This is a genomic window from Streptomyces sp. enrichment culture, from assembly GCF_964273145.1.
GTDB lineage: Bacteria > Actinomycetota > Actinomycetes > Streptomycetales > Streptomycetaceae > Streptomyces.
Map to the genome: position 1 here is coordinate 2,724,451 of NZ_OZ186873.1, position 13,271 is coordinate 2,737,721.

Here is a 13,271-nt window from a genome sequence, read left to right on the forward strand (position 1 = left end):
GCGCCATGACCCTGATCATCGATGTCGACAGCCACTTCCAGGAGCCCCCGGACTGGCTGGTGGAGGCGGACGAGAAGCTGGCGGCGCGCATCGAACCGCGCTGGTACTTCCGGACGTCGACACAGGACCTGTTCTCGTTCTTCTCGGACGCGGCACCCGCCGACCGGCTCGCCGTGGACGCGGAGCGGCTCACGGCGTCCATCCAGCAGTCACAAAGTTTCTTCGCCGGCTTCGCCACCCTCAAGGAGGCCGCCGCGGCGGCGAACGAGAGCCGGTTCCGCGGGATGGCGTACCCCTTCGGCGGCTATCTCCCCGCCGAGCGGCTCGCCTGGATGGACAAGAACGAGATCCACGCGCAGATCATCAACCCCGCGTCGGCCCTGGTCACCGTCGACCGGGTGTCGGAGTACCTGGAGCCCGAGGACGTACCGCGCGTCATCCGGGCCTACAACGACTGGGCGGCCGGCGTCGTCAGCGGGCACACCGACCGGCTGCTCACCACCACGCTGCTGTGGTGGGAGAACGTGGAGTGGTGCGTGGCGGAGCTGAGGCGAACCCGCGAACTGGGTGCCCGGGCCTTCCTGATACCGGGCCGCCCGCCCGCCGGGAAGTCGGTCGCGCACGTGGACTACGAGCCGATCTGGGCGGCCGCCAACGAGCTCGGCATGCTCGGTGTGCTGCACTTCGGCTTCCTCGGCGGACCCCAGGTGGCGCCGGGGTGGTACCAGACGGGCCGCGCGGAGCTGAAGGACGTCGGCTATGTGCTGGCGTCCATCTCGGCCGCGACCCCGCAGATGGTGTCGGCCGCGCTGATCGCGGCGGGCGTCTTCGAGCGTTACCCCAACTTCCACCTGACGCTTCAGGAGTACCAGGCGTCCGGGTGGGCGCCGGACTGGGTCCGGGCGCTGGACTACCTGCTGACGCTTCCGGTGCTGCGCAACATCACTGGCCGCTGGTCGCTGCCGCTGAAGCCGAGCGAGTACTTCAAACGGCAGGTTCTCGTGGTGGCGCAGCCCGGTGACCGGGTCCAGCGGGCCATCGAGGAGCTGGACGACTGCGTGGTCTTCTCCTCCGACTTCCCTCACCCGGAAGGGTCGTCGACGCCCACCGCCGACTTCCGCAAGCTGCTGGCGCGGGAGCCGGTGGACAAGGCCAAGGAGGAGCGGTTCTTCGGCGGGAGGATGCACGACATCCTGTCGAGGACGGCATGAAGTTCCGGTTCGGAATCCAGTTCATCGGGGCGAGAACACGGGACGAGTGGGTCGAGGCGGCCCGCCGGGCCGAAAGCCTCGGCTTCTCCACCCTCGTGCTGCCCGACCACTTCGGTGGCGGGCAGCTCGCCCCCATGCCCGCGCTCATGGCCGCAGCCGACGCCACGTCCACGCTGCGGTTGGGCACGCTCGTGCTGTGCAACGACTTCCGGCATCCGGTCATGCTGGCGCAGGAGGCGGCGACGCTGGACCTGCTCAGCGACGGGCGGCTGGAACTGGGCCTGGGCGCGGGCTGGATGCGCGAGGAGTACGAGGCCGTGGACCTGCCCTTCGACCCGGCCGGGACGCGGGTGGAGCGGCTGGAGGAGTCCGTGCGGATCCTGCGCAGCGTGCTGGACGACGGCCGGGTGGACTTCGCCGGAAAGCACTACCGGGTGACGGGGTTCGAGGGGGCGCCGGAGCCGGCGCAGGAGAAGGTGCCGCTGCTGGTGGGCGGCGGTTCGCCGCGGATCCTGCGGATGGCCGGCCGCCATGCTGACATCGTCGGCGTGCACCACAACCTGCGCGCAGGCGAGGCACAGGTGCACGACATCACGCTGGAGGAGACGGAACGGAAGCTGGCGTGGGTGCGCGAGGGCGCCGGTGACCGGTTCTCGGAGCTCGAACTCCAGGTCGGCGTGGGCATCTTCTGGGTCACCCCCCGACCGCACACCGTGCTGGACGGTCTGAGCCGGCGGCTGGGCATGCCGCCCGAGACACTGGCCACGCTGCCCAACGTGCTCGTCGGCAGCGTGTCCGAGATGGCGGACAAGATCCTCGGACTGCGCGAACGGTTCGGAATCAGCTACGTCGTGATCCAGGGCCGCGACATGGAAGCCGCGGCCCCGTTGGTCAGCACCCTGTCCGGCTGCTGACGCCCGTCAGCGCGGCCAGAATCACCGACGGGACGCGGGCACGGAAACACGGAACGTTCCGGCCGGCACCCCTCGCGGATGCCGGCCGGAACGGCTATCGGGGTTATTCGCTCGCCGGGCGCGGCGCTCCGTAGGCCGCGGGCCTCGCGGCACCGGTCCCGCCCGCCCCCAACGCCAGCACCCCACTCGCTCGCCGACAAGGCGCGCGCCCAGAACCGCGACCGTCCCGGCCGACAGCTCTGCGGGTGCCGGCCGGGACGGTCGTTCGGATTACTCGCGGATCACTCGCCGGCCGGGTGGGGGTCGCCGTGGCGGTGTTCGTATTCGGTCATGGCTGCCTTCATGGAGAGGTCCCAGGCCTGGCTGGCCTCGCCGGTGTGGGCCTGGAGACCGATCAGTTCCATGCGGCGCAGGAGGGTGCGGCGGGCGCTGGCGTACCGGTGGGCGTGCTGTCTGCCGATGGTGGCGCGCAGGGGCGGCAGGGTGGTCCCGGGGAGTTTTCGCTCGGGGGCCACCAGGGCCATGGTGACCTGGGGGATCGCCTCCATCAGCGTGGCCAGGACGGCTTCGCCGTGACCGGTGCGCACGCCCTCCCTGGCCGCGTACATCCCGAACGCCATGTGCCGCGACTCGTCCCGGATGACGTTGCGCAGGCCGGTGTGGAGCACCGGCAGACTGCCCCGCAGCTGGCGGACCATGGACAGCATGGCCCCCAGGACGGACATGGCCAGGACGCCCTCCGCCATGAGGTGGTAGTACGTCACCGCCTCGTACCAGGCCCGGGTGTCCTCGGGGTGGAAGCGGACGTGGTCGGTGCGGGTCTTCAACTCCTCGTCGAAGATCGTCGACACCGCCTCGCCGGCGCTCGCCAGCGCGTCCGCGATGACCTCCTCGTGGGAGGGCCGGGACCGCCGCATCGCCTGCAGGTACGTGGCGAAGAACCGGGTGTGCCGCGCCTCGTCGGCGATCTGGGTGCACAGGTACTGGTGGGCGTCCAGGCTGGGCGCGGCGTCGGCGAGCGGCGAGAGGGTGTTGCTGACGGCGGCCTCGCCCAGCACGAACCCCTCGATCATCGACTCCAGTTCACCGCGCGCGTAGGGCCGCATGGCGGCCCAGTCGGCGGCGTCGGAGGCGATGGGCAGCTCCGTCAGCCGCCACTGTCCCTGCTCCCACTTGCGGAAGAGCTCCGCCGGGGAGATGACGCGCTCCTCGTCGGCCTCCATCTGTTCCAGTGCGTCGACGGTCACTGCTCCTCCTCGGCGGGGTCGTTGGCGGAGTCGTGCACGACGACTCCGTCGATCGTTCCGGTCATGAGCTGTTCGAACATGGCGCGCCGCTTCGGCTTTCCGCTGGAGGTACGGCGAACGGCCCCGCGGTTCACGGCGGCGACGACCACGCGTAGGCCACGCGCCTGCCGCCGCAGTGCCCGGTAGACCTCCTCGCTCCACTCCCCGGGTCTCTTCACCACCAGGGCGGCCACGGTGTCCCGGCCGTCGAGGCTGCCGAGCACGACGGAGTAGCGGACCTTCCCCAGGACCTCGAGTCCGCTCAGCGCGTTCTCGATGTCCTCGGCGAACAGCTGGACGCCGCGCACCTTGAGACTGTCCCCGAGCCGGCCGAGGACGTACAGCCGCTCCTTCCAGAAGAACCCGGCGTCCCCGGTGACGAACTCGCCGGGCCACGGCTCGTGTCCGCGGTAGCCGTCGGCGAGCGAGACGCCGCCCACGACGATCTCGCCGAGCACGCCGTCCGGCACGGGGTCTCCCGCCTCGTCCCGCACCTCTACCGTCACGCCCGGCAGCACGCGGCCGCTGGCCGGCAGGTCCAGGGCCTCGGCCGCCGGGACCTCGCCGGAGTCGACCACGACCTTCTCGCCGAGCCGCAGCCGGCCCCGGTCGACCAGGACCCGGTCGACGGGCGCGTCGAGGTCCTTGCCGGACACGGCCAGGACGGCCTCGGCGAGTCCGTAGGCGGGGACGAGCGCGCCGCTGGGCCAGCCGAACGGGGCCAGCCGCCTGGTGAACTCGTCCAGCACCGAACCGTCAATGGGTTCGGCGCCGACCACGTTGACCCGCACCTTGGAGAAGTCGCAGCCCGTCAGCTCCTCGTCGCGCACGCGGCGCAGCATGTGCTTGAGGGAGAACGGCGGTACGGCGGTGATCTGCACCCTGCCGCTGCCGAGCAGCCGCAGCCACCGGCTCGCACCGGTGATGAACTGGTCGGGCTGCATCACCCACAGGTTGGACTGGGTCACCACGCTCGGCAGCACCATGCCCACGAGGCCCATGTCGTGGTGGATGGGCAGCCAGGTGGCGCAGGCGTTGCCGGAGTGGAAGCCCAGCCACCTGACGAGGATGCTGATCTGGGCGTGGAGGGCCTGCGGCGAGACGGCGACGCCCTTTGGGGTGGCGGAGGAGCCCGAGGTGAACTGCAGCAGCGCCGTGGCCGGCAACGCCGCACGGTCCGCTGGAGGGGATCCGGCCGGGGTTCCGGTGGTCTCGTCCAGGGCCAGCGGGCGGTGGCCGAGGTCGCGCAGTGCCGGGCCGAGCTGGTCCAGCAGCTCGGGTTCGAGCACCACCACGCGGGGGGCGGCCACGTCGAGGATCGCGCCCACGTGCCGACCGTATGCCGCGCGGTCCTGGAACAGGGCCGGAGGCACGGCGGGGGACGGTGTGGCCCCTGCGGCGAGCGCGCCGAAGAAGGCAGTGATGAACCCGGGGCCGTTGCGGTGGATGATCGAGACCACGTCGCCGGGCCGTACGCCGGCGGCGGTGAACGCGGCCGCCGCCGCCTTGGTGTGCTCGGCGAGGTCGGAATAGGGCGTGTACTGCCACTCCCCCGCCGGATCCAGGATGTTGACGCCGCGGTCCGCGCGCGGCGCGTCCAGCCAGTCGAGCAGGCCGGGTACGGTCACGTCGTTGCCCTGCATGGTCAGCTCCCTTGGCTCTTGTTCGCTATCTCGGCTACCGCCCGCACGATGAGTACGACGTTGGCCAGGCCCAGCAGGAAGAGCAGCCGGGAACCGATCCAGCTGGTCACCGGGCCGCTCCAGCCCTTCACCACGCCCTGCAACCGTCCCCGGGCGAAGGTGGCCAGCAGCGCGGCGGCCACCAGCAGCACGGTCGGCGGCAGCAGGCTCACGTGGAGGACGGCCGGCACGCACAGCACGACGGGGATCCACAACTGCCAGGCGGGCGCGGCCTGGAACCGCTCCGTCGCGATCGCGCGTTCGGTCCACAGGCTGAGCAGGTAACCGAACGCGGCGGCCAGGAGGATGAACGACGGGACGGTCAGCCAGAGCGGCTTGACCGCGTAATAGTCGACGCCGTCGGGGTGGATGAACAGTACCCCGCCGGCGGTGGCGCCGAAGACGCACGTCTTCAGCGGACGGTTGCCGGTGTTCAGCCACGGGCGCACCAGGATGTACAGGGCGCCGACCTGCGCGCCCATGGCGATCCCGCTCTCCAGGAGCCCGAACGTCTTCAGGCTCCACTCGCCGATCGTCGAGTTGGCGTCGGTCGTCTTGCCCATGGACGACTCGGGGGAGGTGAAGCGGAGCCCGTACATCACCAGGCGTCCCAGGACGCCGCCGACCAGCAGACCCGCCAATGCGCCGACCGTGACACCGACGGAGAGTTTCCACAGAGCTGAGCCCGTGTCACGGTTCTCGGCGGTCCGGGCCGCCTCATTCGCCACTGTCATGGTGCGTGGAGCCTCTTTCGTTCGTCGACCGTCTGATGAGCGGCGCGTCCGGGTCGGTCACGCCGTGGGAGAGGGCTTGTTCGAAACGCCGCGCGAGTTCGGCGACGGTCTCGGACGGCACGCGCGGGGAGTGACCGATGCCGAGGCGCCGGTGCCCGGGCGACTCGTGCATCGAGATGTGCAGGTCGGCGGTGAAGCCCGCGCCCTCCATGCCGTAGGGGATCCGGCGCAGCCGCCCCCCGGCCGGTGCCTCCTGCTCGTGAAAGGTCTGGTACACCACGTCGACCGCCGCTTCGCTGCGGCGCCGCAGCGACCGCAACTCGGGCCGGGCCAGCAGCCGGTGGTAGGGGACCTGGGCCATTTCCAGGGACCTCAGCGTGGTCTCCCGGGCGGCGCGCAGCGCCCGGCGGAAGCTGTCCTCGGCGTCCAGGACGACGGGGACGGTGCTGATGAAGGGGCCCAGGGTGTCCATCAGCGGCCTGAGCCGCCGGGTGGAGACCTCGATGGCGATCAGCGCGGCGGACTGACCCGACAGGCTCCGCAGGGCGATCGACAGGGCCACGAGGCCGGCCATGAAGGGACTGGCCCGTTCTTCGGTGAGCAGCGCGCGCAGGTTGTCGTCGGCGACCGAGTCGAGACCGAAGGAGGCGGCGAGCCCGGACCCGGGAGCCCGCGAGCGCAGCCCGACGCCGGGCAGTTCGTTGGGCCGGGCGTCCTTCAGGGCGATGACGGACTCGTCGACGAGCGCGTCCAGCCGTGGGCCGTACGTGTCGTGCTGCCAGGCCGCGTAGTCGAGATAGCCGACGCGTTCGCCGTACTCGTCGCCCCTGCCGTCGAGCTCCAGCCCGATACGGCGCTCCAGTTCGTCGAGGGTGACGGCGTCGGCGACGGTGTGGTGCACGACCGTGGCGAAGGCGTGTCCGCCACCGGGCAGCGGCGCCAGGGCGCTGGCGAAGACCCGGCCGCCCTGCGGGTCGAGGGGCCGCCGGACGAACTCGCCCAGCAGCGCCAGCGGGTCGGGCCCGCTCAGCAGCTCGGGGCGGGCCTGCCCCGTGGCGTCGGCCTGCTCGACCCGCTGGACGAACCGGCCGTCCTCCCGTCCGATGCGGACGCGCAGCAGCGGGCTGCGCGCCACGACCCGGGCGACGGCGTCGCTCACCTCGGCGGCCGATGTCTCGGGACCGATCTCGTACAGGCGCGGCATGTTGAAGGTGCCGGTGCGGCGCATCCGCGCCAGGAAGAGCATCCACTCCTGCTCGTGGGAGGCGGGGGCCAGGGCCCGGCCTGTGGCGTAGCTCATCAGGTCATGGGCCCGGGTCACTGGCTGGGCACCTCCTCGGCGAGGTGGAACTCCGGCCGAACCTCGATGAGTTCGGGGAACAGCCGCACGTCCAGCCGGCGGCGCAGATAGTCGGCCGACTCGCCGCCGGTGCCGTCGGCGGATCCGATCTGGCGGCGTACCAGCCGCAGGTGGAAGCCCATCCACTCGGAGTGCGCGTCGTCGAGGTCGACCAGCAGCTCGGCGACCTCGCGGACGCCGGTGTCCGGATTGCCGTACACCTTCGCCAGTCCGCCGCGGCGCTCGGCGAGTTCGGCGAAGGCCCCCCACAGGGACGGGCCCGGGCCCCGGCAGGCCTGGACGAACTCGTGGTACTGCCGGGACTGGACCGCGGAGGCCGGGCCGAGGGCCGGTCGGAAGGCGGCGAACTCGGTGGGCAGCATGCCGCAGAGCGTGTTGAGCGTGCCGGAGAGCTGCGCGAGCACGTCGAGCCCGGTGCGCAGTCGGCGCGCGGTCTGCGCGGTGTCCTCCTCCAGCAGCAGCTGCCGGGCCCCGCGGGTCTCCCGCAGGAGGGCCGCCAGCCACAGCTCTGACACCTGGTGGACGGTCACGAACAGGTCCTCGCCCGGCAGCGCGGTGCGGGGTGAGTGGAGTGCGAGCAGCTCTCGGACCCGGATGTACTCCTCATAGGGGTTGGGGGGTGTGCTCACCGCTGTCACCGCTCTCCTTCTGGTCCGCTGCTGGTGGTCCTTCGATCGCGTAGGCGTCGGCCTGCGCCCGGTAGAGGTCGGCGTACCGGCCGCCGGCCGCCATGAGCTCGTCGTGGGAACCCGACTCGACGATCCGGCCGCCCGCCATGACGACGATGCGGTCGGCGAAGCGCACCGAACCGAGGCGGTGGGTTATGACCACGACGACGCCCCGCCCGTCGGCGGTGACGGTGCGGGCGGCCTCGGCGTAGTGCCGGAACAGCCGGTACTCGGTCTCGGCGTCGAGTGAGGCGGTGGGCTCGTCGAGGACGAGCAGGCGGGGGGTCTCCCGCATCATGGAGCGGGCCACCGCCAGCTTCTGCCACTGGCCGGTCGACAGTTCGGTGCCGTCGCTGTGGGAGCGCCCGAGCCGGGTGCGCAGGCCGTCGCGCAGCGACTGTTCGAGCCCCTGCCCGTCGGCCCGGGCCAGGGCGCCGCGTACGGCGTCGGTGTCGTCGATGCGCGGCAGGTCACCGAGCCCGACGACGTGCCCGGCCTCGGTCTCGAACCGGACGAAGTCCTGGTAGGCCGCCGACACCCCGTCCCGCCAGGCATCGGGCCGGACGTCCGCGAGGTCGGCGCCGTGCCAGGTGATCGTGCCTCCGGCCGGGGCGTACAGCCGGCACAGGAGTTTGGCGAGGGTGGTCTTGCCGGCGCCGTTCTCGCCGACGACCGCTATGGTCCGGCCGCCCGGGACGTCCAGGTCGACACCCCGCAGGGCGGGGGTGTCGGCGCCGCGGTAGGTGAAGGTGACGCCCCGCAGGCGGAGCCCGCCGCCCGTGTCGCCGGGTTCCCGCCCGCCCTCCTCGGCGGCCGTGGTCAGGTCGGCGATCCGCAGGTAGCGGTCGGCGGTGGCCCGGGCGCGTACGAGTTGGGTCACCGCGTCGGTCGCCATGGTCACCTGCCCGGTGACCTGCGCGGCCAGCGTCGCGGTCAGCAGGACGTCGCCGACGCCCGCCTTCCCGGCCACGGCCGCCAGCACGGCGACGGCCACCGCGGCGACGTAGGCGGCCGCGAACAGGACGGTGGCGTCGGCCTGGGCGCGGAAGGACCGGTGGGCTCCGCGCTCCCGCTCGCGCTGGGCGGCCTCGGAGAGCTGACGGTGACGTGCCCGTACGGCCTCCTGCGCGCCGAGCACCGACAGCTCCTGCGCGTGCCCGGCGCCGCACATCACGGTGTACATCTCGCGCGCGAGGTTGTCGTCGGGCGTGGCACGCTCGAGGGAACGCTGCCGCCACCGGTCGCCGCGGCGGCTCGCCCACACCGGCACCAGGCCGAGGACGGGGAGCAGCAGCAGGGCCGGGTGCACGTCGGCGAGGACGACCACCGCGAAGGCCAGTTGCCCGAGCGCGCCCATGAGGGTCAGCAGGAAGATGATCACCTGGGCGAGCCGGTTGACGTCCCGTTCGACGAGGGCAAGTTCCTCGGCGACCTGGGGATCCTCGTGATGTGCGATGCTCCACGGCGCCATGCTCATCGCGGCGATGTTCATCTCCACCGCGTGCCTGACGCGTTCCTCCAGGACCGTGCGCAGCCCGAAGGTGTACCAGAGCAGGGCCAGCCAGCTCGCGACGGCGGCGGCGAGGACCATGCCCCAGGTCATGGCCGTACCGTCGTCGCCGTCCACCACGGCGTCGGTGAGCCGGCCGATCAGCAGGGCGACCAGCACCGGGTGGGCCGAGATGGCGAGGGTCATGACCACGGCTCCGACCGCGCGCACCGGATCGGTGCGCAGCGCGAGGCGTGCCATGGCCGCCGTGCCCCGCCAGCTGTCCGCGCTCATCGCACTCCCCCCTGCTCGGTGAACGGCGCGGCCTGGGCGAGGAACATCCGCCGGTACAGGCCGTCCTGGCGCATGAGGTCGTCGTGCGAGCCGGACTCGACGACCCGCCCGCGGTCCAGGACGACGATCCGGTCGACCCGGCGCACGGTGTTGAAGCGGTGCGAGACCACGATGCGGATCATTCCTTCGGTCTCGTCGAGGAGCCGGTCGAAGAACTCGGTCTCGGCGGACGGGTCGATGCTCGCGGTGGGTTCGTCCACCAGCAGGACGCGGGCCCCCTGGTGGAGGGTGAAGAACGCGCGGGCCAGGGCCAGGCGTTGCCACTCGCCGCCGGAGAAGTCGATGCCGCCCGGCAGCCGGGCGCCGAGGACGGTGTCGATGCCGTGGGGCAGCCGCGCCACCCGTTCCCCCAGGCCGACGCGTTGGAGGCAGTCCAGCACCGTTTTGCGGGTCTGCTCGTCGCCGGAGTCAGCGCGCAATACGTGGACGTTCTCGGCGACGGTGAGCGGAAGCCGGGCGAAGTCCTGGAAGACCATGGCAAGGTGCCGCCGCCAGTCGGCCCTGCCCAGCTCGTGCAGGGCGACTCCGTCGGCCTCAATCCGGCCCGAGACGGGCTCCAGCAGCCCCGCGAGCAGCTTGAGCAGCGTGGTCTTGCCCGCGCCGTTCTCGCCGACCAGGGCGACGGATTCGCCGGCGGCGACGCTGAAGGACACGCCGTCGAGGACGGGCCTCGGGGCGCTGCGCGGCTTGGCGGAGGTCTTGTCGTGCGGTTTGTGGTGCGACTCATCGCGGCTCTCGCCGCGCGCCTCGCCGCGCTCCGTAGCGACGTTCGCCGCGGCGTCCGTCCCGTCGGCCGTGGCGCCGACCGCGGCGCCGCCGTTGCTGTCGTACGCGAACGTCACGTCCCGCAGTTCCAGGCGCCGTACCGTCAGGTCCTTCGCCGTGCGGGCCGCCGCGCCGCGAGAGGCGGCGGCCTTGCGCTCCTCCAGTCGGCGCACCGCGGACACGGGGGCCAGGGCGACGTCCAGTCCGAACGCAGCCGTACCGCCGGATACCGCGGAGGCACCGATGAGCGCCTGCAGGAAGACGGCGAACGCCCCGGTCTCCAGGCCGCCGTTCACCCCGTCGTCGACCAGCCGCCAGAAGACCAGGCCGTAGACCGCGACGAGGACGCAGGAGAGCAGCAGGATCTTGGCGTCGCTCGGCCGGCGCCGCCGCCAGGTGGGCCGGATGGCGGCCAGCCATTCCTGGTCCAGACGGGCCAGCACCCAGTCCCGGAGCCCGAAGACCCGGATCTCCTTGGCCGCCGCGCCCTGCACGGCGAGCTTGCGGAAGTACTCGGCGCGGCGCATGACGTGGGCCTGGCCGAAGAGGAGTTCCAGCCGCTTGCCGTTCTCGCGCCCCGCGACGATCCGTACCGCGAACCAGGCCAACGCCACCGCGGCGCCGGCCCAGACGTGGAAGAACATCAGCAGCAAGAGCGGGCCGACGGCGCCGACCAGGGCGGAGGTGACCTCGGCGAGGCCCGCCACCGCGCGCTCCAGCGGCAGCCCGCCGGCCGCTCCCGACAGGATCGCCAGGTCGTCACGGGTCCGGTCGTCCTGGAGGTGGTCGAGGCCGTCGTCGATGGAGCAGGCACGCATGGCCCGCTCCCGCAGCGTGATCTCGATCCGCTGCCCCAGGATCTCACCGACCGCGAACCGGATCTTGCCGGCTACCTGGGTGACCAGGAAGACCGCACTGGCGGCGGCGACGGGGCCGGCGACCCGGCCGGCCCCGTCGTTGAAGCCTAGCCGTGCCGCCTCCGGCAGCCGGCCGACCGTGACGCCGACCAGCAGCATGAAGACGGCGGGTCCGACGCCGCCGATCACGATGGTGAGGAACAGCAGGGCCGTGCTCCCCCGGCCCGACTGCCAGGCCAGCCCGATCAGATCCCGTCGGTTGTGCCGATGGGTGCTCTTCACGTGACGTCCTGCTCCCCCGCCTGTGCGCCCTGCGGGGTGAGGCGGGCCAGCTCCTTGCGCACGCGCTCCTCGTCGAAGGTCGTGCCGCCGCGCTCGGCCAGGCCGGTGACGAGGGCTTCGAGGTCGGCCACGCTGTTGACGTCGGCCGTCTCCTCGCCGGGCAGCGGCGGCAGCTGGAAGATCTCCTCCAGGGCGAAGGCCAGTTCGGCCAGGGCCAGCGAGTCGTAGCCGAGGTCCTCCCGCAGCAGCAGCTCGGCGGTCGCCTGTGCCGGCCGGTCGGGGGCGAGCCGGAGCACGACCTCGCGGACGCTGGCGCGCAGTGCGTCGGTACCGATGGAAGGCATCATGCTCCTTGGGTGGTCATGGCCACCGCCGGGACGGCGCCGGACGGCGAGCGCAGGAAGGCGAGCAGGCGGGACGCCTCCTCGCGGTTGAGGTCGGAGAGCGAGGTCCGGCCGAACTTGTTGAACAGCACCTTGTCGAGCAGCGGGCCCGGGTATCCCTTGGCGGCGACGGCCTTGTCCAGCGAGGCCAACTGCGCCGGCGTCGCCGGGGGCTCCGGCGTCGTGATGGCCTCCATCGAGGTGCGCACGCCGGGCCGGTAGAGGAAGTTGTTGTTGAGCCGCATCTGGTCGTAGTAGTCGGTCTCGTCGTCGAGCGAGAACAGGAACAGGGGCAGCTCGGGCGTCAGGCCCTGCCTGCCGTGCAGGTCGCGGAAGACCTGGCGCATCGCGCGGTACTTGTCGTGCCGCGAGTCGTAGTCCCGGTTGAACGTCTCGATGACCTCCTCGAGGACCTCGCGCTGCGCCGCGTCCGGCTCCGCCTCCGGTGCGATGCCCGCGAACGGCTCCGCCACCGCCTGCAGGTACTGGTCGGCGAGGAAGTTCTCCACCGACAGGAACTTGCTGTAGGGGTTGCGGCCGAAGCGCACGTTGAAGGAGGCCCCGAGGTCCAGGTAGTCGAGGTAGTGCCACAGCAGCGGGGGGATGTAGATCGCGTCGGTCGGGTGGATGACCGCGTAGGCGCCGCCGGCGAGCTCGATGAAGTTCTGTCGCTCCTCCGGGTCCATCACCTGCAGGGAGATCGACCCGAAGTTCCCGAAGGGGTGCAGCCAGGGGGACGACGAGGGCGGGAACAGCGCCACGCCCTTGCTGCCGAAGACCTGGGCGAGCAGCACGTGCCGCTGGTCCATGTCGAAGTGCAGGTGGGCCCAGTTGTGCGGACCGGCGATGAAGGAGTGCAGGTACAGGCTGTGGTGCGGGGTCGTGGGCCAGCAGAACTCGGGCAGGGTGAAGCTCTGCAGGAGGTCGGTGGGCAGGTCCCACTCCGTGACCACCTTGCGGCTCTTCTCCTGGGAGCCGTATCCGTCCAGGTACTCAGCGAGGGTGCTGAGGACCGGATCGGGGGCCTTCTGCTGTGCCTCAGTTGCCTCCTTGCGGGTGTAGTCGATCTGGCGGGTGTACTCGTCCTGGACCAGGACCGGCATGGAGCCGAGCAGTCGGCGCGCCCCGTCGAGCGTGGCCGCCTCCGCGATGGGCTGGTCGGCGTAGATCCCGCGGATGACGACGGGCCTGCGCGGCAGTACGTAGCGTTCCCAGAAGCCGTCGACGTCGGCTGCGGATATCTCGTCGATCTCGAATTTCGGCACGGTGTTCTTCCTTCCTGGGGC

11 protein-coding genes are annotated in these 13,271 nt (G+C 71.7%); 2 read left to right on the top strand and 9 right to left on the bottom strand.

Annotated features, from left to right (window positions below):
• Positions 1–5: 5 nt before the first annotated feature.
• Both ACSU6Z_RS12180 and ACSU6Z_RS12185 read left to right on the top strand, forming a co-directional pair.
• Entirely contained in the window at positions 6–1,211 is a 1,206-nt protein-coding gene (locus ACSU6Z_RS12180) for an amidohydrolase family protein (protein WP_437045178.1), read from the top strand.
• Positions 1,208–2,125 (top strand): TIGR03621 family F420-dependent LLM class oxidoreductase, encoded by a 918-nt coding sequence (locus ACSU6Z_RS12185; protein WP_437045180.1) that lies wholly within the window; start codon positions 1,208–1,210, stop codon positions 2,123–2,125. The genes ACSU6Z_RS12180 and ACSU6Z_RS12185 overlap by 4 nt, the downstream gene beginning before the upstream one ends.
• Positions 2,126–2,406: 281 nt before the next feature.
• Here the strand turns inward: ACSU6Z_RS12185 and ACSU6Z_RS12190 are convergent, their stop codons facing one another.
• The 9 genes from ACSU6Z_RS12190 to ACSU6Z_RS12230 are packed head-to-tail and all read right to left on the bottom strand — an operon-like array spanning position 2,407 to position 13,250.
• Positions 2,407–3,372 (bottom strand): ribonucleotide-diphosphate reductase subunit beta, encoded by a 966-nt coding sequence (locus ACSU6Z_RS12190; RefSeq protein ID WP_437045182.1) that lies wholly within the window; start codon positions 3,370–3,372, stop codon positions 2,407–2,409.
• A complete protein-coding gene (locus ACSU6Z_RS12195; protein ID WP_437045184.1) occupies positions 3,369–5,054 on the bottom strand; it encodes an AMP-binding protein in 1,686 nt (561 codons plus the stop codon). The genes ACSU6Z_RS12190 and ACSU6Z_RS12195 overlap by 4 nt, the downstream gene beginning before the upstream one ends.
• A gap of 2 nt (positions 5,055–5,056) precedes the next feature.
• Positions 5,057–5,827 (bottom strand): hypothetical protein, encoded by a 771-nt coding sequence (locus tag ACSU6Z_RS12200; protein ID WP_437045186.1) that lies wholly within the window; start codon positions 5,825–5,827, stop codon positions 5,057–5,059.
• A complete protein-coding gene (locus ACSU6Z_RS12205) occupies positions 5,811–7,127 on the bottom strand; it encodes a condensation domain-containing protein (protein WP_437045188.1) in 1,317 nt (438 codons plus the stop codon). Before ACSU6Z_RS12205 ends, ACSU6Z_RS12200 begins: the two co-directional genes overlap by 17 nt.
• A 17-nt stretch (positions 7,128–7,144) precedes the next feature.
• Positions 7,145–7,816: a tryptophan 2,3-dioxygenase family protein gene (locus ACSU6Z_RS12210; RefSeq protein WP_437045190.1), complete on the bottom strand. Its 672-nt coding sequence runs from the start codon at positions 7,814–7,816 to the stop codon at positions 7,145–7,147.
• Positions 7,791–9,638, bottom strand: a complete 1,848-nt coding sequence (locus ACSU6Z_RS12215; protein ID WP_437045192.1) for an ABC transporter ATP-binding protein — start codon at positions 9,636–9,638, stop codon at positions 7,791–7,793. Before ACSU6Z_RS12215 ends, ACSU6Z_RS12210 begins: the two co-directional genes overlap by 26 nt.
• On the bottom strand, positions 9,635–11,602 hold the full coding sequence (locus tag ACSU6Z_RS12220) for an ABC transporter ATP-binding protein (protein WP_437045194.1): 1,968 nt from the start codon (positions 11,600–11,602) through the stop codon (positions 9,635–9,637). The genes ACSU6Z_RS12215 and ACSU6Z_RS12220 overlap by 4 nt, the downstream gene beginning before the upstream one ends.
• A complete protein-coding gene (locus ACSU6Z_RS12225; RefSeq protein WP_437045196.1) occupies positions 11,599–11,946 on the bottom strand; it encodes a hypothetical protein in 348 nt (115 codons plus the stop codon). Before ACSU6Z_RS12225 ends, ACSU6Z_RS12220 begins: the two co-directional genes overlap by 4 nt.
• Positions 11,946–13,250, bottom strand: coding sequence for a cupin-like domain-containing protein (locus ACSU6Z_RS12230; protein WP_437045198.1), 1,305 nt, complete (start codon positions 13,248–13,250; stop codon positions 11,946–11,948). Before ACSU6Z_RS12230 ends, ACSU6Z_RS12225 begins: the two co-directional genes overlap by 1 nt.
• Between the last annotated feature and the right edge of the window lie 21 nt (positions 13,251–13,271).